Origin of the sequence: Microbulbifer sp. MLAF003 (assembly GCF_030012965.1) — a bacterium.
Lineage (GTDB): Bacteria > Pseudomonadota > Gammaproteobacteria > Pseudomonadales > Cellvibrionaceae > Microbulbifer > Microbulbifer variabilis.
The window spans coordinates 1,436,491-1,461,070 of record NZ_CP120232.1 but is presented as its reverse complement, the minus strand read 5'-3'; the positions used below and the strand labels follow the sequence as shown (position 1 = coordinate 1,461,070).

18 protein-coding genes and 3 pseudogenes are annotated in these 24,580 nt (G+C 51.9%); 8 read left to right on the top strand and 13 right to left on the bottom strand.

Annotated features, from left to right (window positions below; genetic code table 11):
- Window positions 1-120: 120 nt before the first annotated feature.
- From fabZ to rpsB, 13 genes and pseudogenes are all read right to left on the bottom strand, one after another.
- Window positions 121-558 carry a 3-hydroxyacyl-ACP dehydratase FabZ gene (gene fabZ / locus P3339_RS07065; protein ID WP_020413515.1) on the bottom strand — a complete coding sequence of 146 codons (438 nt, stop codon included), beginning with the start codon at window positions 556-558 and terminating at the stop codon, window positions 121-123.
- An 85-nt stretch (window positions 559-643) separates the two neighbouring features.
- Window positions 644-1,693, bottom strand: coding sequence for a UDP-3-O-(3-hydroxymyristoyl)glucosamine N-acyltransferase (lpxD, locus tag P3339_RS07060; RefSeq protein WP_282952844.1), 1,050 nt, complete (start codon window positions 1,691-1,693; stop codon window positions 644-646).
- Between the two features lie 25 nt (window positions 1,694-1,718).
- A complete protein-coding gene (locus P3339_RS07055) occupies window positions 1,719-2,234 on the bottom strand; it encodes an OmpH/Skp family outer membrane protein (RefSeq protein WP_282952843.1) in 516 nt (171 codons plus the stop codon).
- A 70-nt stretch (window positions 2,235-2,304) separates the two neighbouring features.
- Window positions 2,305-4,890: an outer membrane protein assembly factor BamA gene (gene bamA / locus P3339_RS07050; RefSeq protein ID WP_282952842.1), complete on the bottom strand. Its 2,586-nt coding sequence runs from the start codon at window positions 4,888-4,890 to the stop codon at window positions 2,305-2,307.
- 112 nt (window positions 4,891-5,002) lie between these two features.
- Window positions 5,003-6,229: pseudogene (gene bamA, locus P3339_RS07045) on the bottom strand (outer membrane protein assembly factor BamA); the annotation flags it as partial.
- 114 nt (window positions 6,230-6,343) lie between these two features.
- Window positions 6,344-7,699: an RIP metalloprotease RseP gene (gene rseP / locus P3339_RS07040; RefSeq protein WP_282952841.1), complete on the bottom strand. Its 1,356-nt coding sequence runs from the start codon at window positions 7,697-7,699 to the stop codon at window positions 6,344-6,346.
- Between the two features lie 57 nt (window positions 7,700-7,756).
- Window positions 7,757-8,940, bottom strand: a pseudogene (gene ispC / locus P3339_RS07035) (1-deoxy-D-xylulose-5-phosphate reductoisomerase).
- Window positions 8,941-9,062: 122 nt separating this feature from the next.
- The gene (locus P3339_RS07030; protein ID WP_020413522.1) at window positions 9,063-9,908 is read right to left on the bottom strand and encodes a phosphatidate cytidylyltransferase; all 846 of its coding nucleotides are present in this window, start codon (window positions 9,906-9,908) and stop codon (window positions 9,063-9,065) included.
- Window positions 9,909-10,034: 126 nt separating this feature from the next.
- Window positions 10,035-10,783, bottom strand: a pseudogene (gene uppS / locus P3339_RS07025) (polyprenyl diphosphate synthase).
- On the bottom strand, window positions 10,783-11,340 hold the full coding sequence (gene frr, locus P3339_RS07020; protein WP_282952840.1) for a ribosome recycling factor: 558 nt from the start codon (window positions 11,338-11,340) through the stop codon (window positions 10,783-10,785). Before frr ends, uppS begins: the two are co-directional and overlap by 1 nt.
- Window positions 11,337-12,074: a UMP kinase gene (gene pyrH / locus P3339_RS07015; protein WP_020413525.1), complete on the bottom strand. Its 738-nt coding sequence runs from the start codon at window positions 12,072-12,074 to the stop codon at window positions 11,337-11,339. Before pyrH ends, frr begins: the two co-directional genes overlap by 4 nt.
- A gap of 161 nt (window positions 12,075-12,235) precedes the next feature.
- Window positions 12,236-13,099 (bottom strand): translation elongation factor Ts, encoded by an 864-nt coding sequence (tsf, locus tag P3339_RS07010; protein WP_020413526.1) that lies wholly within the window; start codon window positions 13,097-13,099, stop codon window positions 12,236-12,238.
- 113 nt (window positions 13,100-13,212) lie between these two features.
- Window positions 13,213-13,959, bottom strand: coding sequence for a 30S ribosomal protein S2 (gene rpsB / locus P3339_RS07005; RefSeq protein ID WP_020413527.1), 747 nt, complete (start codon window positions 13,957-13,959; stop codon window positions 13,213-13,215).
- A gap of 305 nt (window positions 13,960-14,264) precedes the next feature.
- Between rpsB and map the strand changes: the two genes are divergently transcribed.
- The 8 genes from map (at window position 14,265) to P3339_RS06965 (ending at window position 24,574) form a co-directional block, all read left to right on the top strand.
- Window positions 14,265-15,035 carry a type I methionyl aminopeptidase gene (gene map, locus P3339_RS07000; protein ID WP_282952839.1) on the top strand — a complete coding sequence of 257 codons (771 nt, stop codon included), beginning with the start codon at window positions 14,265-14,267 and terminating at the stop codon, window positions 15,033-15,035.
- Window positions 15,036-15,118: 83 nt separating this feature from the next.
- Window positions 15,119-17,830, top strand: coding sequence for a [protein-PII] uridylyltransferase (locus P3339_RS06995; protein WP_020413529.1), 2,712 nt, complete (start codon window positions 15,119-15,121; stop codon window positions 17,828-17,830).
- Window positions 17,831-17,859: 29 nt separating this feature from the next.
- Window positions 17,860-19,032, top strand: a complete 1,173-nt coding sequence (gene dapC / locus P3339_RS06990; RefSeq protein ID WP_020413530.1) for a succinyldiaminopimelate transaminase — start codon at window positions 17,860-17,862, stop codon at window positions 19,030-19,032.
- Window positions 19,033-19,085: 53 nt separating this feature from the next.
- Complete coding sequence (nth, locus tag P3339_RS06985; protein ID WP_282952838.1) at window positions 19,086-19,754, top strand: endonuclease III; 669 nt, start codon at window positions 19,086-19,088, stop codon at window positions 19,752-19,754.
- Window positions 19,755-19,756: 2 nt separating this feature from the next.
- Window positions 19,757-20,110: an ArsC family reductase gene (locus P3339_RS06980; protein ID WP_282952837.1), complete on the top strand. Its 354-nt coding sequence runs from the start codon at window positions 19,757-19,759 to the stop codon at window positions 20,108-20,110.
- Window positions 20,111-20,119: 9 nt separating this feature from the next.
- The gene (dapD, locus tag P3339_RS06975; RefSeq protein ID WP_282952836.1) at window positions 20,120-21,151 is read left to right on the top strand and encodes a 2,3,4,5-tetrahydropyridine-2,6-dicarboxylate N-succinyltransferase; all 1,032 of its coding nucleotides are present in this window, start codon (window positions 20,120-20,122) and stop codon (window positions 21,149-21,151) included.
- A gap of 90 nt (window positions 21,152-21,241) precedes the next feature.
- Window positions 21,242-22,375 (top strand): succinyl-diaminopimelate desuccinylase, encoded by a 1,134-nt coding sequence (gene dapE / locus P3339_RS06970; protein ID WP_282952835.1) that lies wholly within the window; start codon window positions 21,242-21,244, stop codon window positions 22,373-22,375.
- 138 nt (window positions 22,376-22,513) lie between these two features.
- Window positions 22,514-24,574 (top strand): S9 family peptidase, encoded by a 2,061-nt coding sequence (locus P3339_RS06965; protein WP_282952834.1) that lies wholly within the window; start codon window positions 22,514-22,516, stop codon window positions 24,572-24,574.
- Window positions 24,575-24,580: the final 6 nt, after the last annotated feature.

Genomic DNA, 24,580 nt, shown 5'->3' with positions numbered 1-24,580 from the left:
TGGAATCTACTCCTCAGGTAGTGAAATCTAGGCACTACAGCATCAAATAAATAGCGAAACTGGGACTTTGAAGAAAGCTAAGCATCTAGCCGATCAATCAATGCGCAGGGGTTCTGGGTTCTATACCTTCTTTACAGCGCACAGCAATTCCGCTGAAGCTGCCAGCTCACCATCCACACTGGCTTTACAGGCAAACTTCCAGATATTTCGGCGTACAGAAACAGCCTCAGACTCTAGATCCAGTCTATCACCGGGTATTACCTGACGCTTAAAGCGCGCTTTATCGACACCGCCAAACAGATATAAATAACCATCTTCAGGCTTTTTACCAAAAGTCTTAAACCCTAGTATCCCAGATACCTGAGCCATGGCCTCGACGATCATAACACCGGGGAAGATCGGCATCTGTGGAAAGTGACCATTAAAGACCTCTTCGTTCACAGAAATATTTTTATAGCCTTTAATATATTTCCCTTCCTCCAACTCCACGATCCGGTCTACCAACAAAAATGGATAACGATGCGGCAGATACTCGCGAATTTCACATACATCCATCATTCTAAACGCCCCCAGAAACCACTTCGGGGCGTTAAACGCCCCGAAAACAACAAAAACAATATTTGATCAATTCTTACCGGCTGGACTACTCATTCTTGCCGCTTCGACGGGACAATTCATCCAACTTCTTTTCCAAGTCCTTCACTTTGCGGGCCATTTTATCCAGCTGCCCAAAACGCACAGCGTTGCGACGCCAGGATTGGCTATCAGAGAATGGCAAACCACCGGAGTAAATGCCCGGGCTATCAATGGATTTGGTCACAAAAGTATTGGCCGTAACCTGGCAGCCATCAGCTACCGTTACGTGCCCCGCAATACGCGAACTGCCACCCAGAGCGCAATGCTTTCCGATGATTGCACTGCCTGCTATCCCGGTACAGGCGGCTATGGCTGAGTAGTCACCAATTCGCACATTGTGCGCGATTTGAACCAAATTGTCGATCTTGACTCCGCGACCCACTACCGTATCGCCCAAAGCTCCCCGGTCAATACAAGTATTGGCTCCAATTTCAACTTCATCACCAATATCGACTCCACCGAGCTGATAGATCTTGATCCACTCTCCCTTATGGGGTGCAAAGCCAAAACCATCAGCGCCGATCACTACTTGGCTATGGATAATACAATCCCGCCCAACCCTGCAGCCGTGATGCACGATAGCACCAGCGTAGAGGCAGCTCCCCTCCTCAAGAATACTTCCCTCCCCCACAAAGCAGTTGGCTCCCACAGTAACGCGGGGACCTACTGATGCATGAGCTTCCACAACAGAGCCAGCACCCACACTGGCCGAGGGATCAACCGTAGCTTTTGGGTGAATTACCGCTGCTGGATGCACACCGGCTTCAGCTTCTGGTGCCGTATTAAATAAGGCACTTGCACGTGCGAAAGCCAAATAGGGGTTATCCACGCACAGGGTGGAAACCGGGCACTCATCGACAAATTCAGTTGTAACCAATACCGCTCCAGCGCTAGTGGTTTTAAGGAAGCGACGATAACTGGGATTTGCTAGGAAGGTCAGTTGGTCAGACACGGCATCCTGCAGGGTGTTAAGGCTGCTAATTTCCTGGTCTTGACTGACATCTGGTGCCATACGCAACTCAGCGCCCAGCTCTAGTGCGAGCTGGACCAAGGACAAATTGTGTCTCATACAGGGATAATACTTACTTGGCTGCGTTCATGCGCTTTACAACATCCTGAGTTAGATCAACTTCAGGGTTTGCGAAGTAGGCGGTAGAGGCATCAAGAACCAAGTCCAGTTTCTGCTCTTTAATAATTGCTTCCAGTGCAGTTTTGGCTTTAGGGCCAAGGGAGCCCTGGATTTCCTGACCGACCTGAGCCTCCATCGCACGCAACTTTTTGACCGTAGTCTCAAAATCAGAGCGCTTGAAATTCATTTTACGCTGATACTCGGTCTTCTGCTCATCGGACCAAGTGACACTGTTTTTCTGTGCATCTTCAGCCATTTTCTGCAGTTCGGAACGAATAGATTCTGCACTACTTTGCAGTTTGGAATATTCGGAGCTGGTCTTCAAAGAATTGACCTTTGTCTTGGCTACGTCGGTGCTCATGATCGCAGCCTGCAGGTTAAATACAGCTACCTTGGTCTGCGCCAAGGCAGCTCCAGACAAGGTGATACCGGCCAGCAGGATTGCAATAATTTTTACATTCTTAAGCACTTTGGTCTCTCCAATTGATTTTATTTTATATGCGCTTTTAACGCGCCTAATTTAATTTTTCCTAATGAAATTAGAAGCTATTACCCAGAGTAAACTGGAACACTTCCACATCATCATCCTCGTTTTTCTTCAGGGCCTTAGCCAAACTAAACGTCAGGGGACCAAAGCCTGTCACCCAAGTCAAGCCCACACCTGCAGAAACATTCATCTTGCCAAAATCCACATCGTAACAGTTGATCTGGGTTTCATCACAATTGGTATCGAAAACATTACCCGCATCAATAAAGAAGGCAGACTGCAAGGAGCGCTGATCCTTGATAAAAGGTAACGGGAAGATTACTTCAGCACTACCTTCAATCAAAATATTACCTCCGAATGGATCGGCATCATCTATTGGAGTGGTATCCAAGGTACCATCATCATTTATCAAATAGCATGACTGGGTAACCTCTCCATTTTCAGTTGCACAAGGAGCAAAACCGGAGACAAAATTACCTTCCGATACTTCGTAGGTATAAGGTTGATAAGTTGCAGCGGGTGTAGAGCGCGGACCCAAAGTATTACGTTCAAACCCACGTACTGAGCCAAAGCCACCCGCATAAAAATTCTCAAAGAAAGGAAGCTTATCCAGGTCGCCATACCCATCCCCATACCCCAAGCGCGTACGCAGTCGTAGCGTTAAGCTCTTAGTGAGAGGACGGAAATATTGGCCGGTATAAACAAATTTATAGTACTCCAAGTCACTACCTGGAACCGTAAACTCTGCTGAGAAATTTTGTGAGGCTCCCCTAGTAGCCAATATGCCCCTGTTCAAAGTTGAGCGGGCATAAGAAGCAGTCAAAGTAAGGTTATTAAATGCATCTCCATAGCGATCGATAAAACCATCCGCACCAAACAAACCATCAGTAAGTGGCATCGCAAGATCAAGGGTCTGATCAGAGTTTAATGCAGCGACTACCTCATCTGCCTCTTGTTCGGTAATTACTCCGTTAACTCCAGCAACCGGCTGGGGAGTAGAGCTTATTTCCTGAACCGAGCTACTTGAGGCAGAAAGCTCCAAGTGGCTAAAACCAACATTCAACCCCACTCGGGAAATTTCTGAAACAGGATAACCAAAGCTTACCCCGCCACCGTAAGTTGTGGTGTTGTAGTCTGAGAGGTTTACCTCTGAGTAATCATTCTCACGGAAGAAGACATTAAACCCACGGCTAACACCATCCGGCGTAAAGTAAGGGTCTGCATAAGAAAAATTAAGTGCTGTCTGATAGGTAGATACATTCAACCCGATTCCTACCGACTTACCCGTGCCCAGCCAGTTATTTTCTTGAATATTTGCCCCGAGAACGAGGCCACTGCTCTGGGCCCAGCCTAGGGTGCCTCCAATAGAGCCAGAGGGCTGCTCCTCAACAGTATACTCAACATCAATCTGATCCGAGGTACCCGGAACCTCTGTAGTTTCAACCTCTACCCCTTTGAAATAACCAAGACGCTCAAGGCGCACTTTGGATTGCTCGATACGGGCAGAAGAAGCCGAAGCCGATTCCATTTGTCGCAATTCACGACGCAATACCTCGTCAGCGGTACGCGTATTCCCACGGAAGCTAATACGGCGTACATAAGCGCGCTTGCCTGGGTTAATAAAGAAGGTGATTTTTACCGTCTTTTCTTCTTTGTTTGGCTCGGGAATACCATTCACCTCGGCAAAGGTATAGCCTTCGTTGCCAAGCCGCTTGGTAATGTAATCTGAAGTTGTTGTCATTCTCACCTGAGAGAATGTTTGCCCTTCCCGCACCAGAAGTAGGCGCTTGATTTCCTCTTCCCCTACTACCGGATCACCCGCAAGCTCTACATCACTCACCGTGTAAACATCACCTTCAATTACATTGACAGTAATGAAAACGCTCTGCTTGTCAGGGCTCAGAGAAACTTGGGTGGAATCGATCTGAAAATCTAAATAGCCGCGATCCAGGTAGTAAGACTCCAGGCGCTCTAAGTCACCTGTCAGTTTCTCTCGGGAATACTTATCGTCACTGCGCAACCAGGACAGCCAACCGGTTGTTTGCAGCTCAAAAATCTCTGCAAGCTCCTCGTCGGAGAAAGCCTTGTTTCCTACAACATTGATGTGCTTAATCGCAGCGACAGATCCCTCATCAACGATCACTCGGAGCTCAACCTGATTGCGTGGCAGCTCCTTCACTTCTGTTTTGACACTGGCACCATAGCGGCCCTGAGCCACATACTGGCGTTCAAGCTCCTGGGCAAGCCCTTCGAGGGTAGCGCGCTTAAAGATCTGCCCTTCCGACAAACCATTGTCATGCATACCCTTCAACAGATCTTCAGTTGAAATTGCCTTGTTGCCAGTAATCTCTATTTTTGAAATGGCCGGACGCTCCCGGACAGTCACTACCAAGACGCCATTCTCGCGACCTATCTGGATATCCTCGAAATACCCTGTACGAAACAGTGCCCTGGTTGCACTCTGAATCTCAACAGACTCGATTTCATCTCCCACCCTAACTGGCAGTGCAGAGAAAACTGTGCCGGCAGAGACACGTTGTAATCCTTCCACGCGGATATCGTTGACCACGAACGACTGTGCTAAAGCACTCAGTGGCAGCACTAGGCCGAGGGAGGCCGCTTTCAGGAAATCTTTCATCTACTAATTCCAGGTCTTTTTATTCGCAATCCAGAAGTTACGGCACCGATTAGTGCCCCGTTTCCCCCAACAGCTGAGGGTTTTCCTCTAACGTCCATTCGATATCAATCTAGTCTGAGGTTCTAGGTACCTCAACGGTCTTAACTTCTACAACCTTGAGGTAACCAAGGCGTTCGAGACGCGCTTTGGATTGTTCAATACGGGCGGAAGAAGCTAAAGCAGATTCCATCTGGCGCAACTCTCGACGTAACACTTCATCCGCTGTACGAGTATTTCCGCGAAAACTAATACGCCGTACGTAAACGCGCTTACCCGGATTGATAAAGAAGGTAACTTTTACCGTCTTATCTTCTTTATCCGCCTCAGGAATACCATTTACATCCGCAAAAGCGTAACCTTTATTACCCAGTCGCTGTGCAATAAAGTCAGAAGTTGTAGTCATTTTCACCTGGGAGAATGTCTCTCCTTCACGCACTAGCAATAGACGCCTGATTTCCTCCTCAGGTACTACCGGATCGCCAGCGAGTTCCACTTCACCAACTGTATAAATATCGCCTTCAGTCATATTGACTGTAATAAACACGCTCTTCTTGTCCGGGCTCAGGGATACTTGTGTAGAATCAATCTGAAATCCCAAATACCCGCGATCCAAGTAATAAGACTGTAGGCGCTCCAGGTCGCCAGTCAGCTTTTCACGAGAATATTTGTCATCTCTACGCAACCAGGATAGCCAACCGGTAGTCCGCAACTCAAAGATCCCTTTAAGCTCCTCATCTGAAAAAACCCGATTCCCGACGATGTTGATATGCTTAATTGCTGCAACAGAACCTTCATCAACGGTTACGCGAAGTTTCACTTGGTTGCGCGGTAACTCCTTCACCTCCGCCTCCACATTGGCACCATAACGGCCCTGGGCCACATACTGACGCTCAAGCTCCTTAGCCAAGCCTTCGAGAGTTGCACGCTTAAAGATGTGCCCTTCAGCCAGACCATTTTCCTCCATACCTTTCAGCAGGTCTTCTGTGGCAATCGCCTTATTCCCATTTATCTCGATACTGGAGATAGCAGGCCTCTCCCGAACAATAATAACGAGGATATCGTTCTCACGACTTATCTGAATATCCTCAAAATAACCGGTACGAAATAGCGCACGCGTTAAGCCCTGGACTTCCATTGCTTCGAGTTCATCGCCGACGCGCACCGGAAGTTCCGAGAAAACTGTGCCTGCAGAAACGCGTTGTAATCCCTCCACACGGATATCGCTGACCACGAACGACTGTGCCATAGCACTCACTGCCAGCATCAGGCCGAGGGAGACCGCTTTCAGGAAGTAATTCATCTACTATTCCAGACCTTACTAACTGCAATTCAGGAGTTTCAGCATTACAAGAGAGCTCCCTATCCCAAGCACAATTTTTCACATCCAATCGGTGAGTCAGAATTTTTTCTCAAATTACAAGCGCAAAATATCGTTGTATAGCGCAAGCCCCATAATGCAGAGCACGAGAGCCATACCTACCTGCAGCCCGATCATCTGAACCCTCTCAGAAACAGGAGAGCCCTTGATCGCCTCAATACCGTAGTAAAGAAGGTGACCACCATCGAGTACCGGAATAGGTAGCAGATTGAGTACACCGAGACTGATACTGAGCAGGGCCAAAAGTGACAAGAATGACTGCCATCCAGCTTCTGCAGAAGTACCCGCCACTTTAGCAATGGTGATTGGACCACTCAAGTTTTTGGTTGAAAGTTGACCAAATATCAACTTTTTCAAGCTATTCAGGGTGAATACAGTTTTATCCCAGGTCTCCTGTAAACCCTTTGAAAAAGCCCCCAGAACCCCGTAGTGAAAAACCCGCACCCGCTCCTCCGGCCAGCGCTCAGTTATAGGGCTAACTCCTATACGGCCGATTCGCTCACCGCTATCCAGTGCCACTTCTGCTGGAGTTACCGAAAGCGCCAAGCGCTGCCCCTGGCGATCAACCTCTACCTGGAGAGGCACACCGGCGCGGGCACGAACATATTCACTCCACTCTTTCCAACCGGAAAAGGCCCGCCCATCAGTTCCCACTATCTCATCTCCGGGGCGAATCCCCGCGGCACTGGCAGGGCTCCCCTTGGAAACACTGTGAAGTTTCATACTCACGGGCGGCGTCCAGAGCTCCAAACCCACCTCAGACAGCGGGTCAGCTACCTCTTTGCCTGATAGCCAGCGGTTGATATCCGCGACCATTTGGTACTCAAGATTGGAATCTGGATAGCGTACGGAAAACTCGATGCTTCCACTGTCGCCTAGGCGATTCGCTAAGCGCCAATTCAGAGCCTGCCAGGTTGGTGTGCTCTGACCATCGACGGCAATAATTTCCTGACCGGACTCCAGCCCTGCTACCTCGGCGATACTTCCGGGTTTTACCGCGCTAATGATGGGTACTGGGCCGGCACTGCCCCCCATAAACACTACCCAAAAGAGTACTATTGCCAATAGGAAGTTTGCGGCCGGCCCTGCAGCAGCAATTGCCATTCGCGCCCAGACACTCTTGCGATTGAAAGCATGATCCAGTTCATGACTGGCAACATTGCCCTCCCGCTCATCAAGCATCTTGACGTAACCGCCAAGAGGAATAGCCGAAATAGTAAATTCTGTACCGTGGCGGTCATAACGGGAAATGAGGCGGCGGCCAAAGCCCACGGAAAAACGCAGCACCTTGACTCCACAGAGACGTGCTACAAGAAAGTGTCCAAACTCGTGGAAGGATACCAGTACACCGAGAGCCACCAAGGCCCAGATTGCCGTCTGAATTAAATCCATACTCAGTTACAGTCTCTTTTCATGCGCAAACCCCGGCATTATACGCCTACCGACTTATTAGAGCGCCCCAAGGGTTCGCTCAGTCAGCTCCCGCGCATTGAGATCAATGGTTTCGACTGCGTCCAGCCCCGTCAGTTCAACTACCGCAGTGCTATTCATCACTTTTTCTATAGCAGCTGCAATACTAGTAAACGCAATGCGCCCCTGTAAAAACGCCTCAACCGCGATTTCATTTGCTGCATTCAGCACCGTAGGCGCACTTCCTCCCATGTCAATAGCCTCCTGGGCCAGGCGCAGGCAAGGAAAGCGTTGATAGTCAGGGGCTTCAAAATCCAACCGCCCCTGAGTAATTAAGTCGAGAGCAGGCACCCCGGCATCAATCCGCTTAGGAAAGGCTAGAGCATGGGCTATTGGCGTACGCATGTCCGGGTTCCCCATCTGAGCAAGCAGTGATCCATCCCTATACTGGACCATAGAGTGAATAATACTCTGCGGATGCACCACCACCTCAATTTGCTCCGGTCGTGCATTGAACAGGTAGCAGGCCTCAATAAATTCCAACCCTTTGTTCATCATGGTGGCGGAATCCACCGAAATCTTCCGCCCCATGGACCAATTTGGGTGTGCACAAGCTTCGTCTGGTGTCACCTTATATAAATCGCCGGTATCGCGTGTACGGAAAGGCCCCCGGAACCTGTAAGTAAAATTTTCTCCACACCCGCCTCTTCCAAGCTCTCACACGGAGATGGTAAACACTGGAAAATTGCGTTGTGCTCACTGTCCACAGGTAACAACTGGGCGCCGCTGGCATGCAGGGCTCGCAGGAATACAGGGCCAGCCATAACCAGCGCCTCTTTATTGGCGAGCAGCACTTTTTTCCCAGCCTCAACCGCCGCAAGTGTCGGGCGTAAGCCGGCAGCACCGACGATTGCCGCCATCACCACATCAGCCTCATCCTCTGAGGCTACCCGACATAGGGCCTCAGCACCCGATAGAACTTCAGTATCCACTCCCTCTGCTAGCAGCGCCCGTAAGTCTTCAGCCTTTTCAGCACCGTTAACCACGGCATAGCGGGGATTAAATCTGCGGCACTGCTGAGCCAGCTCCGCCACTCTCTCATTGGCGGTCAAGGCAAATATTGAGTACTGCTGCGGATGGCGGGCAAGTACATCCAGCGTACTAACTCCGATTGAGCCTGTGGAGCCTAGTACGGTTACCGCCTGTGGGGAATTACCTTGCATGAGCGCTCGCTAAACCTGGGAAACTGTTGGCGCCATCACTCCACTCGCACCTCGCCAACCTGAGGCAGTGCGAACAAAATGACATAACACCGGAAAAGAGTTCAAAAGGGCAAATGAGCCCATTACAGATACTTGGGTAACTCACTGGCGAGAGCGGCCATAGTAAATACCGGCAGAGCAGCGGAAAGGCTGTCGAGCCTGTCCATAATTCCCCCGTGCCCTGGTAGTATATGGCTGCTGTCCTTGATACCCCGGTGTCGCTTGAACATGCTTTCCAGGAGATCGCCTATTACAGAAGCAAGAGCAGTGACAAGGACACCAAAGGTAAAGAGAAGAGTGTTCTTTAAAGGCAGTGCAAATAAGAATGAGGTCCCAAGTGCAAGGATCAGGCATGCCCCAAGACCACCAAAAAAGCCCTCCCAAGATTTGCCTGGGCTGACTTCGCGCGCCAGTTTGCGTCTACCGTACTTGCGTCCTACGAAATAAGCGCCCACATCTGCCGCCACAACAATAGCGACTACATAGAGCACCAACCAGGCACCGTGATCAAGTCCTCGGAGAATCACAAGAGAGAGCCAGCTGGGCACAAGAACCAACAGTCCCACCATGCCGCGCACCCAGCGATTGCCCCAGAGCATAGCGCTGGCGGGGTAGCTCTGGACCCAAAGGAAAGCAAGAGCCCACCAGCCGCAGGCCACCGCCAATATCTGACGGGCTCGATCTATATCCGGTGAAGCAAACTCCATAGAAAATACATACTGCGCGGTTAGAACAAGAGTACCACCCAGTAAAGCGAGAAAAACGAAACGCAGAGCGCGATTCAGATTAGAAAGATTGGCCCACTCCCAGCCGCCCAGCAATACTACAGCGACAAAAACCAGCGTATACCACTGTATCGGCAGAAAAAATAGCACCCCTGCAAACAGTACCAGCAATACCAGCGCAGTAATTATTCTTTGTTTTAGCACCGAAAACCCCTTTCATCTGGACCCGCATTTCAGATCGCACTCTTCTCGCGACCCGGAATACCCCGGTGTAGTATTCCTAAATTTCACACAGGCAAAAAAATAGCCGCGCCTCCGGCCCAATATCAATCAGGCCTGCGCAGCCGTGTCCCCTTCGCCAGCCCGGCCGCCGAAACGACGATCGCGCTGTTGAAATGCCGCAATTGCCGCATCCAGAGCGGCCTCACCAAAGTCAGGCCACAGTGTATCTGTAAAATAGAGTTCGCTGTAGGCGGCCTGCCATAAAATAAAATTGCTGATACGTTGCTCTCCACTGGATCTTATCAGCAGATCCACCGCAGGCAAATCGGCGAGTTGTATATTGCTACCGACTGCCTCTTCATCGATAGCATCGAGTGAGCGTTCACCTTTCAACACTTGTTCCGCTAATTGGCGTGCTGCCTGAGTAATATCCCAACGCCCGCCATAGTCAGCAGCAATAACCAAGTTACCCTGACTACCCTCTCGAGTAATCTCCTCCGATTCAGCTATTGCACGCTGTAATCGGGGGAGAAACGATCGCGACGCCCAATCACCCGCAAACGAATACCTTCATCGCACATACGACGGGCCTCTTTGCGCAAATATGAGTGAAACAGGCTCATTAAGAGCTCCACCTCTTTGGGCGGGCGCTGCCAGTTCTCACTGGAAAAGGCGAACAATGTCAGAACTTCAACCCCGCGGCTCCTACACGCAGAAAGGAGATCGCGAATACGCTCGACCCCGGCTTTGTGGCCCGCTGAGGGAGCGAGCCCCCTGCGGGCGGCCCAGCGACCATTGCCATCCATGATAATGGCAATATGCCTGGGGCTAGTCAGCTCGGTACCACCGATGCTCATTAAATTTCCATCAGGTCTTTTTCTTTGGCTGCGAGTGATTTATCAACATCCGCAACAAACTGATCTGTAATCTTCTGAATATCATCGCCAGCACGACGTTCGTCGTCCTCAGAGATTTCTTTGTCCTTTACCAGGGACTTCACTTCCGCCAAAGAATCACGACGAATATTGCGGATAGATACACGCGCAGTCTCAGCCTCGCCGCGAGCCTGGCGAATAAAGTTCTTTCGAGTCTCTTCGGTCAGCATCGGCATCGGAATACGAATAACCGCTCCGGCAGTACTGGGGTTCAGACCCAGATCGGACTTCATGATTGCCTTCTCGATATCCGGAACCAGATTCTTCTCCCAGGGAGTTACCGATAAGGTACGCGCATCCTCTACAGTGACGTTGGCAACCTGAGACAGTGGAGTATCGGAGCCGTAGTAGGAAACATGAATACCGTCGAGAATACTCGGGTGCGCGCGGCCGGTGCGAATTTTATTGAAATTATTGGCCAGTGCGTCGAGCGCCTTGCCCATACGAGTCTTAGCGTCTTTTTTGATATCTTCAATCACGATTTCACTTCCTCTTCGATTAGCGTGCCTTCCTCACCGCCCACAACAATATTGAGCAGCGCCCCGGTCTTATCCATGCGGAACACCCGCACAGGCATGTTGTGCTCCCGGCAGAGGCAGATTGCAGTTAAATCCATTACGCCTAGCTTCTTATCCAGAACCTCGTCATAGGTGAGCTGATCATAGCGAGTTGCACTCGGATCCAGGACCGGATCAGCCGAGTAAACACCATCCACCTTTGTGGCTTTCAATACCAGCTCAGCCTCAATTTCAATCCCGCGCAAACAGGCTGCAGAGTCCGTGGTAAAAAACGGATTGCCAGTTCCCGCAGCAAAAATCAGCACCTCGCCACGCTCCAAATAGCGAATTGCTGCGCGGCGGTCATAGTGATCCACAATACCGCTCATCTGGATTGAGGACATAACTCGCGAAGAGATATCGGATCTCTCCAGGGCATCGCGCAGGGCCAGGGCATTCATCACCGTGGCCAACATTCCCATATGATCGCCGGTTACCCGATCAAGGCCCGCAGCACTCAGTGCCGCTCCGCGAAACAGGTTACCCCCGCCCACAACCAAACCAACCTGAACACCAATACCGACGAGCTGGCCAATTTCCAGGGCCATCTTATCCAGCACCTTGGGGCTGATACCAAAGCCCTGGTCGCCCATCAGCTCTTCGCCGCTGAGCTTTAACAGAATTCTTTTATATTTGCGGTCTTTAATACCGGGCATTCGTCGGTCCTCTCAAATGTACCTGTTTAGTGGCCAAGTATTGCCGCCGAACATTACAACACTTTCAGTCAATTACACAGAGGGGTGCCCCGCTGTAGGCATAAGACCCCCAGCGGAAGCACCCCACCGTGAGCGGGTACCGAGGCACCCACATTATTCGATCAGGAAGAGGATTTAACCTGAGCGGCAACTTCCGCTGCAAAATCAACTTCTTCTTTTTCGATACCTTCACCCACTTCGAAGCGAATGAAAGAAGTTACATCAGCACCGGCATCTTTAACCAGCTTGCCAATGCTCACGTCTGGATTCTTAACGAACGGCTGCTCTACCAAGCTGTTCTCTTTCAGGAACTTCTTGATACGACCACCCATCATCTTCTCTACGATTTCAGCCGGCTTGCCTTCCATATCTGGCTGGGCCTTGATGATATCCTTCTCTTTTTCCAGAACGTCGGCAGGCATATCTTCCGGCTTGTTTACCTGAGGGTTAACTGCGGTTACGTGCATGGCGACGTCTTTTGCCAGCTCAACCTCACCAGCGCTCAGAGCGACCAGAGCCGCAATACGATTGTTGGAGTGTACATAGGCACCCACGACCGGGGCTTCAACCAGCTCGATCCGGCGCACACCAATGTTCTCGCCGATCTTTTGAACCAGTGCTTCGCGAGCAGTTTCCAGCTCACCTTCCATCAGGGCAGCGACATCCTGTTGGCGCTCAGTAAATGCCTTATCAACAACCTTGGCAACAAAAGCCTGGAAGTTATCGTCACGGGCAACGAAATCAGTTTCAGAGTTCACCTCGATCAACACACCGAAGCTGCCATCTTCAGCAACTTTAGCGGCAACAACGCCGTCGGCAGCGGTGCGGCCAGCTTTCTTTGCAGCCTTCAGGCCAGAGGCTTTGCGCAGATCTTCGATTGCTTTCTCGATATCGCCATCCGCTGCGGTGAGTGCTTTCTTACACTCCATCATTGGCAGGCCGGTGCGCTCACGCAGTTCTTTTACCATAGACGCGGTAATCGCCATGATTCTTTCCTCGGGGTTCTGTCACTAAAAATTAGAAAAAAGGGGCCGTAATTTGGGCCCCTTTTTGAGTTCGCAATGTAACGCTATTGGGTTACACCACTTCGCCCTGCAAATTACTCTGCAGCAGCTTCGTCATCGCTAGCTTCGACGTACTCGTCTTTATTCACTGCGCTGCCAGCTTCAGCTGCACCGGCGAGAACCGCATCGGCTACAACAGTGGTGTACAGCTTGATCGCGCGAATAGCGTCGTCGTTACCGGGAATTACGTAGTCAACACCAATCGGGTCGCTATTGGTATCAACAACACCAATTACGGGGATGCCCAGCTTGTTGGCTTCCTGGATAGCAATGCGCTCGTGCTCAACATCGATTACGAAGATCGCATCGGGCAGGCCGCCCATATCCTTGATACCACCGATGGAGCGCTCGAGCTTATCCATGGTGCGAGTACGCATCAGGGCTTCTTTCTTGGTCAGCTTCTCGAAAGTACCGTCCTGGGACTGAACTTCCAGGTCGCGGAAACGCTTGATGGAAGCGCGAATGGTTTTATAGTTGGTGAGCATACCACCCAGCCAGCGGTTGCTGACATATGGCTGGCCACAGCGCTCAGCCTGCTCTTTGATAGATTTCTGTGCAGCACGCTTGGTGCCAACAAACATAATCTTTTTCTTTTGAGCAGCCATCCCCTTGATCACCTGCAGGGCTTCATTGAAAGCCGGTACAGTGTGCTCCAGGTTGATGATATGAATTTTGTTGCGGGCACCAAAGATGTATTGACCCATCTTCGGGTTCCAGTAACGAGTCTGGTGACCAAAGTGAACACCAGCCTGCAGCATATCGCGCATGCTTACTTGCGGCATAATAAACCTCTAAATATACGGGTTAGTCCTCCACACATCCCATGCGTCAACCCCTTCTGAGGCACCCAGACACATGTGCCGATGCGTGTGCGGCATTTTCACCCCGGGAGCATCCCGGAGCGGCGCGCTTTATACCACAATCCAGCACCCGAGTGAAGGACAGTCGAGAATTTGGCGCGCAGGGGTTGTGTCCAACGCACGCAGCGCCTCCATGCCTGTGAGCTATGCCCAGCCGCCGGCAATCCGCTACAATATCGCGCCGCGGCGGGTACAGCCCGCCTTCAACTACTGACCTAAGGACACGCATGACTTCAGCCATTAAGACCCCGGAACAGATTGCCAAGATGCGTATCGCAGGCCGCCTCGCAGCAGAGGTCCTGGAGATGATTGGCGAGCATGTCGTTCCCGGTGTCACTACGGAAGAACTGGACCGGCGCTGCCATGAACACATTGTTAACGTGCAAAAGGCCATACCCGCATGCCTCGGCTACCGCGGCTTCCCAAAGTCCATCTGTACATCTGTCAACGAAGTGGTCTGCCATGGCATACCCTCCGAAAGTAAAGTGCTGAAAAAAGGCGACATCATCAATATTGATGTCACCGTGATCAAAGATGGCTGGTTTGGAGATACCAGCAAGATGTTCTTTGTTGGCAAGCCAGCCGCACATGCCGAGCGGCTGGTGCGGGTAACTCAGGAGTGCATGTACAAAGCTATTGAGATTGTGCGCCCAGGCACTACCCTAGGCGATATTGGCCATGTGATTCAGCAACATGCCGAGAAAAACTACTACACAGTAGTGCGCGACTTCTGCGGTCATGGTATCGGCGATGTATTCCATGAGGAGCCTCAAATTCTGCACTACGGCCAGCCTGGAACCGGCGAAGTGCTGCAGGAGGGCATGACCTTTACCATTGAGCCAATGATCAATGCCGGCAAAGCCGCCACCCGCGTTCTCGGCGACGGCTGGACTGCAATCACCAAAGATCGCCGCCTGTCCGCCCAGTGGGAGCACACTATGGCGGTCACCAGCAATGGTGTTGAGGTTTTAACCGCCCGCAGTGAGGAACAGTTTTAGCCCGTGCGCCTAGCTTGCGCCCTCAGTAAAAGATGCAAAGACCCGCCGCCAAGCGGCGGGACACAGTCAAATGGACTCCGCCCATGCAGCCGGCCCACATCCCCCACTTTGAACGGCCTCTATTTTTCTTTGATCAGGCCAGATTTCGCCGAGATTTAGCCGCCGGCGAAAAGCCACCCCTGCAAGTTTTTAAGGATGCCGTCGGCGCTGCCGAGCATCAGATGACAGAGCGGTTTCGCGAGGGCGAAGATGTAAACACTCTGATTCATGAAAGAGCCCTATTCGTGGACTGTTTACTGCACTACGCATGGCATCAGTACGAATGGAAACCCGGCACAGGGCTGCTCGCAGTCGGCGGCTATGGACGTGGTGAGCTACACCCTCACTCAGATATCGACCTGTTAATACTTACTAATGGCCGCTCGGACTCGAAGACAATCGACAATATTGAGCGCTTTGTGGCACTCCTTTGGGACCTGGGCTTGGATATCGGCCACTCGGTACGTGGTGTCGAGGAGTGCCTGGAGCTTGGCGCCCAAGATATAACCGTGATGACCAACCTCACAGAGTCGCGTACGGTGGTTGGCGATGCCGCACCAGGAGAACACCTGGCATCCTCTTTAGAGCGCAACAAACTATGGTCCACTGTAGACTTCTTCCACGCAAAACTCGCTGAGCAGGAAGAGCGCCACAACCGCCAACAAGCGGCGGAATATATTCTCGAGCCCAACATAAAGAACTCCCCCGGGGGATTGCGCGACATCCAGACCATCGCCTGGGTCGCCAAGTACTTCTTTCGAGTGCGCACACTTAAACAGTTGCAAGGCAAGGCTTTTTTTACTGAGGAGGAGTTTGCCATCCTCCAGTCTGGCGAGAGTTTTCTTTGGCGTGTTCGCTATGGACTCCACCTGCTTGCCGGGCGTGCGGAGGAACGCCTGCTGTTTGATTACCAAAGGGAGCTGGCAAATCAGTTTGGTTACAAGGACAGTAATAACCAACTGGCGGTAGAGCAGTTTATGCACAGCTACTACCGCACTGTAATGGCACTGCGCCAACTGAACGATGTACTTCTCCAATATCTCGGCGAAGCAATTCTGGCACCCGGCGGCGAGCAGGATATCACCCCCATTAACGAACGCTTCCAGCTTCGCGGTTGTGCGATTGAAGTTACTCACCCACAGGTTTTCAGCCAGTACCCCTCAGCATTGCTGGAAATTTTTGTACTGATGGCGAGAAATCCGCAGATCACCCGGGTGCGCGCCTCTACTATCCGCCTGATTCGCGAACACCGACATTTGATCGACCGAGACTTCCGCTTAAATACCGCCAACAGCGAACTGTTTATGCAGTTATTACGTTCCCCGCGGGGGCTATCCACGCAGTTATCGCGCATGACTCGTTACGGAATTCTAGGGCGATATCTACCGGAGTTTGGACGTGTTACCGGTCAGATGCAGCACGACCTTTTCCACATTTACACCGTAGACGCCCACACCTTGCAGGTAGTGCGCAATATGCGCAGTTTCCGCAGTCCAGAAGCGAGGGAAAAATTTCCCATCGCTGCGGACATACTAGGTCGCATGCGTCAACCAGAGTTGCTTTATATCGCGGGCCTCTACCACGATATTGCCAAAGGCCGCGGCGGCGACCACTCCAAGCTGGGAGTAGTAGATGCAACTGAATTCTGCCAGCGACACCAACTGCCCGCCCGCGACCGGCGACTGGTCTGCTGGCTGGTAGAAAAACACTTATTGATGAGCCAGGTATCCCAGAAACAGGACATCAGCGACCCCGAAGTAGTACATGCTTTCGCCCGCGAAGTTGGTGACCGCGAGCATCTCGACTACCTATACGCACTCACAGTGGCCGACATCAATGCCACCAATCCGGAGCTGTGGAACAGCTGGCGCGCGAGCCTGATGCGTCAGCTCTACCAAGCTACCCAACATGCCCTGCGCCGCGGCCTGGAAAACCCTATAGATCGGGAAGAAATTATCGAGGAAACCCGCAGCCTTGCTTTAGAAAAGCTACAGGCAATGGGGTTGCCCGAAGCTTCAGTAGTTAATATCTGGGCACAGATGGGCGAAGACTATTTTGTACGCGAGAGTGCAGACAACATTACTTGGCACACTGCCGCTATCCATGAGCTACACAGCAATGCCCCCTTGGAGCAAAGCGACACCTTGGTGTTGACCCGCAATTCCGGCCCCGGTGAGCACGACGGTGCCACCCAAGTATTCGTATACACTCCCGACCGGGCCAATGTTTTTGCTGCCGCTGTGACCGGACTCGATATGCTCAACTTAAGTGTGCACGACGCCCGACTTTATAATTCCGCCTCCGGATACACATTGGACACCTTCTACGTACTGGATGAGTCCGGCCAACCTCTGCTTGACGAACCGCAGCGACTACAGCAAATTCGGCTTACGTTGCAGGAGGAGCTGGCCCTGGTGGAGGACTACTCCAAGGTGATCCAGCGTCGCACCCCCCGCCGCCTAAAAATGTTTGAACTGGAGAGCCAGGCGCACCTATCAGCCGAACCCGGGGACCTGTATAGCACCCTGGAAATAACCAGTGCCGACAGGCCCGGCTTGCTGGCCCGTATTGCGCGTATTTTTATCGCCCATGACCTGCGCCTGCACAACGCTAAAATTTCCACGCTCGGCGAGCGAGTGGAAGACATTTTCCATATTACCGATGCAGAGGGACGAGCTCTCTGTGACAACGAGATCAATCGCTCACTGGAAGAGGCAATCTGCCGGGAACTGGACGACCACACCACACCGCACTAATAACTATTGAGAGAGCGTATGAGACTGCTATGAACCCCAACCTGGAAAAGTTGCAGCCCTACCCATTCACTAAACTGCAAGCGCTGAAAGAGGGCTTGGAGGCAGCAGACAAGCCGCATATTGCCCTCTCTATTGGTGAACCAAAGCATGCCCCACCCGGTTTTGTCCGCGGTAAGCTGGTTCAACACCTGGACAAGCTTTCCTCCTACCCGCTCACAAAGGGACTGGAATCACTGCGTGTGACAATCGCAGAATGGCTGCGCAAACGCTTCCACCTGGACCAGCTATGTGCGGAAACTCAGGTGCTACCAGTAAACGGTACCCGCGAGGCGCTATTCGCTTTTGCCCAAGCCATAGTGACACCGGGCAGTAAAGTGCTTATGCCCAACCCCTTTTACCAGATCTATGAAGGCGCAACACTGCTTGCCGGTGCTCAGCCACATTTTATAAATTGTGTGAAGGCCAACGGCTTCAAACCCGACTTTGCCTCCATCCCCGAGTCAGTTTGGCAACAATGCGAACTGCTGTATATCTGCTCACCGGGAAACCCTACTGGCGCGCTGTTGGAAGTAACAGATTTACAGCAACTGATCCAGCTTGCTGATCGCTACGATTTCACTATCGCCTCAGATGAATGCTACTCAGAAATCTATTTCGATGAAGCATCACCACCCACCGGATTACTGCAGGCATGCAAAGATCTCGGCCGCAACGATTATCGCCGCTGTGTGGTATTTCATAGCCTTTCCAAACGCTCAAACCTGCCCGGCCTCCGCTCGGGGTTTGTAGCCGGCGACGCGCAACTGCTGGATAAATTTCTGCTCTATCGCACTTACCACGGCTGCGCTATGCCTCTGCCAAACCAGTATGCGTCCATCGCAGCCTGGCAGGATGAAGAGCATGTAAGACAAAACCGTACACTCTATCAACAGAAATTTGATGCGGTACTTGATATTCTCGATGGTTGCCTCGAAGTGAGTTTCCCTCAGGCAAGCTTTTACCTCTGGCCGCGCGTCGGTCATGGAGAGAGTTTTGCCCGCGAGCTATTTTGCCAGCAGAACATTACCGTTTTGCCAGGCGCCTTCCTCGCACGCGAAAACGAGCACTTAAACCCGGGAAGTGAATACGTACGCATGGCCCTGGTAGCGACGCTTGAGGAGTGCGTGGAAGCCGCTCGGCGCATCAAAACCTTTTGCAGCTAGCACAAACACTCGGACACAAAAAATACATCCCGGAGCCCCAGGCACAACAAAGAATGGCAGTAAAAAACTTACTAAAACAGGAGCGAGTGGATTTTATTCTACAGCGCCTAGAAGAACTCTACCCGGAAACTCCGGTCCCCCTTGACCACAAAGACCCTTACACATTACTGGTGGCCGTATTACTTTCGGCACAGTGCACCGATGAGCGCGTCAACCAGGTAACGCCCGCACTCTGGTTGCTGGCAGACAACCCGGTAAGCATGGCACAGGTACCGGTGGAAAAAATCCAAGAGGTCATCCGCCCCTGTGGCCTGTCCCCGCAGAAATCCAAGGCCATCAGTAAACTGTCGCAAATTCTGGTCAATGAATACCATAGCGCAGTACCTGAAAATATGGCTGCACTAGAAACCCTGCCCGGTGTCGGCCATAAAACCGCCAGTGTGGTGATGTCGCAAGCATTTGGACATCCGGCATTCCCGGTGGATACCCATATTCACCGACTTGCCCAGCGCTGGGGGCTCACTAGCGGAAAAAATGTTACCCAAACTGAAAAGGACCTGAAGCGGCTGTTTCCCAAGGAAAAGTGGAATAAGTTACATTTGCAGATTATTTTCTACGGCCGGGAATACTGTTCCGCACGAGGCTGTGATGGCACCGTATGCGAAATCTGCACTACCTGTTATCCCAACCGCAAAAATCCCAAGAAAACCAAAAAGGCGTAACTGTGATTACTCTGTACGGAATTAAAAACTGCGACACTGTAAAGAAAGCCCGTAAATGGCTGGAAAAAAATGGGGTTGATTATCAATTTCACGATTTCCGAGAAGATGGAATGGATAATGTACCCCTTAAAGACTGGCTGGAAAATTTCGGCTGGCAGGAAGTACTAAACCGCCGTTCCACCAGCTGGCGCGCACTTACTGACGACCAGAAAAACAGCATGAATAATGACATCGCCGTAGCATTGGTCAGCGAAACCCCAACACTGATCAAACGCCCGGTAACCACCAGCGGTAACAACACCCATTTCGGTTTTAAAGAGACCGAATTCGCCCAACTCGCCAGCAAATCCAACTAGGAGGAAAATATGAGCGATATTTACAGTATTGGGTTTGGCGTAGGCACTTGTAACAATAAGGGGGAATGGCTGGAAGTCTACTACCCCAGGCCTCTGTTTAAGCCCGATACGGGTGTAGCTGCTGTAATCAAGGAAACCCTGAAGATCGGCGAAGGCAACTACAGCCTTTCTCTGGACCCAGCCCAACTGCATCCCCTGGAAAAGAAATTGCGCCAGTTGGGTGCCAACGATCAAGCAGACATCCTGCAACAATTTACTATCACCCAGCGGCCTCTGGCGGCGGTAGTGCTCTCCACTGACCAAGCACCACAATCGCTTCCCGAAGCCTACTTGAAACTGCATCTACTCTCCCATCGTCTGGTAAAACCCCACGAAACTAATCTCGATGGCATCTTCGGTAAATTAGCCAATGTAGCCTGGACCAACCAGGGAGCCATCGATCTGGAGGAACTACCACAGCGACAATTGGAAGCGCGCTTAAAAGGAGAGCACCTGGAAGTTTCCTGCATCGACAAGTTCCCCAAGATGGCCAACTACGTGGTACCTACGGGAGTGCGTATCGCCCACACCGCGCGTGTGCGCCTCGGCGCCTATCTCGGCGAGGGCACCACGATCATGCACGAGGGCTTCGTCAACTTTAACGCGGGCACCGAGGGACCGGGCATGATCGAAGGCCGCATCTCGGCCGGCGTATTTGTCGGCGCGGGCTCCGATCTGGGTGGCAGCAGCTCCACCATGGGTACCCTCTCCGGCGGTGGGAACATAGTGATTTCTGTGGGCGACAACTGCCTGCTGGGTGCCAACGCCGGTATCGGCATCCCCCTGGGAGATCGCTGCACTGTGGAAGCGGGTTTATATATCACCGCCGGGACCAAAGTGGCCCTACTGGACGACAGCGGCAAACTGGTCGAGTACATCAAAGCGCGCGAATTGGCCGGAAAATCCGACCTGCTGTTCCGCAGAAATTCCACCAATGGCGCCGTTGAATGTTTAACGAATAAGAGTGCCATTGAGTTGAATGCAGCACTGCACAGCAATTAAGACCTGACTCGGCGGGGCCCCGACCCCGCCCACTCTTCGCCTGCATAAATTCCGATAATAGCGCACCTCATCGACCAAAAGGATTACTCCGTGACCCCCACACTGCAACTGGCCTTTGACCTTATCCGCCGCCGCTCCGTAACCCCCGAGGACGCAGGCTGTATGGACCTGATGATTGAGCGACTGGAAAAAATTGGGTTCAAAGTGGCAAAGCTGCGCCGTGGCGATACCGATAATTTTTGGGCGGTGCGCAACGGGCAAAGCAAAGGCCCACTGCTCGCCTTCGCCGGACACACCGATGTCGTGCCGAGCGGGCCGGAGGAAAACTGGAGCAGCCCACCCTTCGAACCCGAAATCCGCGATGGCTTTCTGTATGGTCGCGGCGCGGCCGATATGAAGGGTTCACTGGCAGCAATGGTGGTGGCCTGTGAGGAGTTTATCCATCAGCACCCCGATCACAGCGGTCGCATCGCCTTTTTGATCACCAGCGACGAAGAGGGGCCGGCAATCAACGGCACAGTCAAAGTCGTTGAGTGGCTCGAAGAGCAGGGAGAAAAAATAGACTGCTGTATTGTCGGTGAGCCCTCCAGCAGCGAGCGCGTCGGCGATATTATCAAAAATGGAAGACGCGGCTCCCTGGGCCTTGAATTAAAAGTCTTCGGTGTGCAGGGACATGTGGCCTATCCACATCTGGCGGAAAACCCAATTCACAATTTGGCCCCAGCTCTCGCTGAACTGGCCGCAGAAGAGTGGGATCAGGGCAACCAATTTTTCCCAGCCACCAGCTTCCAGGTTTCCAATATCAACGGAGGTACAGGAGCAACCAATGTGATTCCCGGTGAGGTGGATCTGCTCTGTAACTGGCGCTTTTCTACAGAATCCACCGCCGAAGAACTGGAGGCCCGTGCCCGAGCAATCCTGGATAAGCACAACTTAAAATATGAAGCGAACTTTAATTTGTCCGGGCACCCCTTCCTCACTGCCGAGGGTCCACTGGTCCACGCTGTAGAGCAAGCGATTCAAAAAATCACAGGAAAAGAAACAGAATTATCCACGGCAGGGGGCACTTCCGATGGCCGCTTTATCGCTCCAACAGGAGCGCAGGTAGTGGAGCTGGGGCCGGTCAATGCCACTATTCACAAAGTTGATGAGAGAGTCAAAGCCGACGATTTGGATATACTCAAGGAAATCTATCGGGAAGTACTTAGGGAGCTTCTAACCTGAGCTTACTGCCGCAGACGATAATTATTTATTAATTGCACGGACTATCCCACTAAATACACGGATCGGCTTATTCGCCTCCTAACCAACTGCCTCTGCGGTATGCTCCTTCCGATAACAAAATGGAGGAGCCCGCAGATAATGAACAGACTATTGAAAATAGCCGCGGCGATATTAATCGCCAGTCCTGCCCTCGCTGAAGAGCAACCCACTAACTTCAGCTATGAGGATGTATTCAATCTCGAGTATGCCAGCGACCCTCAGTTCAGTAACGACGGAAAGAGTATTTACTACGTCCGCAACTCCATGAACAAAATGGCGGACAACAAGCGGGCAAACCTATGGCGCATCAGTGCCGACGGCAAGGACCACCGCCCACTGACCTCAGGAGATTACGCTGATTATTCGCCGCGCCTATCCCCGGACGGTAAAACAATCGCCTTTATCAGTTCCCGCAGCGGCAGCCCCCAGATACACCTATTGTGGCTCGATAACGGTCAAAACCTGCAGATCTCCCACCTGCCAAAATCCCCTTCAAATATTCAGTGGTCAAGGGACGGCAAACAAATTGCCTTCACCATGTTTGTGCCAGAGAGCAAACCTCTGCCGGTTGAACTGCCCGGAGCGCCCGAGGGCGCCGAGTGGGCAAAATCACCCCAGTTTATCGACCGCAGTATTTATCGTGCGGACGGTATGGGTTATCTCAAGCAGGGGCACACCCAAATATTTGTCATCTCCCGTGAGGGCGGCACGCCGCGTCAGCTTACCAGCGGTGAGTTCGACCACAACAGTAGTCTCGCCTGGAGTAAAAACAACGACGCTATTTACTTTTCTGCAAACCGCCACCCCGATCACGAGATCGAACTGATGAACTCTGAAATTTATAGAGTAAATCTCAAGGATGGCGACATTGAGCAGATCACCGAAAGATTCGGGCCTGATCACCATCCGCAGATCTCCCCCGATGGTAAAAAGCTTGCCTACCTGGGATTTGAGGATCAACGGCTCGGGTACCAACAACACAGCCTGCGCATCATCGATCTCGGCAGCGGCGAGTCTCGCAAAGTCCAAACCGCAAAAGACCGCAGTATCTCCAGCTACCACTGGCTAGGCGACAGTAAACGTATCGCTTACAGCTACGACGATCAGGGCTCCACAAAAATTGCCATTAAAAAAATTGGTGGCAGTGACACTGTTATCGCCAGTGATGCTGGCGGTCTATCGCTGGGGAGACCCTACTCGGGCACTCACTTTGCCACATCCAAGCGCGGAGCTATTGCTTACACGCAAACCAATCCGCAACATCCGGCAGAGCTGGCTTTGGCCCACAATGGCAAAGTAAAAGCGCTGACCAGCCTCAATAACGATGTGATGCCGCTGCGCAATATGGCCCGCGTGGAGGAGATCAATTACAAGTCCAGTTTTGATGGCCGTGATATACAGGGCTGGGTCGCCTACCCGCCCAACTTCGACCCGAAGAAAAAATATCCCTTGCTGTTGGAAATTCATGGCGGGCCCTTCTCTAACTATGGCCCCCGGTTCGCCGCAGAGGTGCAACTTTTTGCTGCCGCAGGCTATGTGGTTCTCTATACAAACCCTCGAGGCTCCACCAGCTATGGGCATGAATTTGCCAATCTGATTCACCACAACTACCCGAGCCAGGATTACGACGATTTGATGGCCGGCGTGGATGCAGTCATCAACCAGGGTTTTATCGATGAGGAGCAACTGTTTGTTACCGGCGGCAGCGGGGGCGGCACCCTAACAGCCTGGATCATCGGCAAAACCGATCGATTCCGAGCTGCGGTCGTTGCCAAACCAGTAATCAACTGGGAAAGCTTCGTCTTGACTGCGGATTATTCCAGGTTCTTTACTAAGTACTGGTTCTCAGGCATGCCCTGGGAAAAACCGGAAGAATATCGCCGCCGTTCACCGCTGACTTATGTGGGCAATGTCACTACGCCAACCATGCTGCTTACCGGAGAGGAGGACTACCGCACACCGATGTCTGAAACAGAGCAGTTTTACCAGGCACTGAAGTTGAACGATGTGGAAGCTGCAATGGTGCGTATCCCAGGCGCCTCTCACAGTATTGCCGCGAGACCCAGCCAGATGATTGCTAAGGTAGCCTCTATCTTGTACTGGTTTGAACAGCACAAGCCATATAGAGAAAATGCAAACGAGAACTTAGCAGGCAATTAGCCAGCA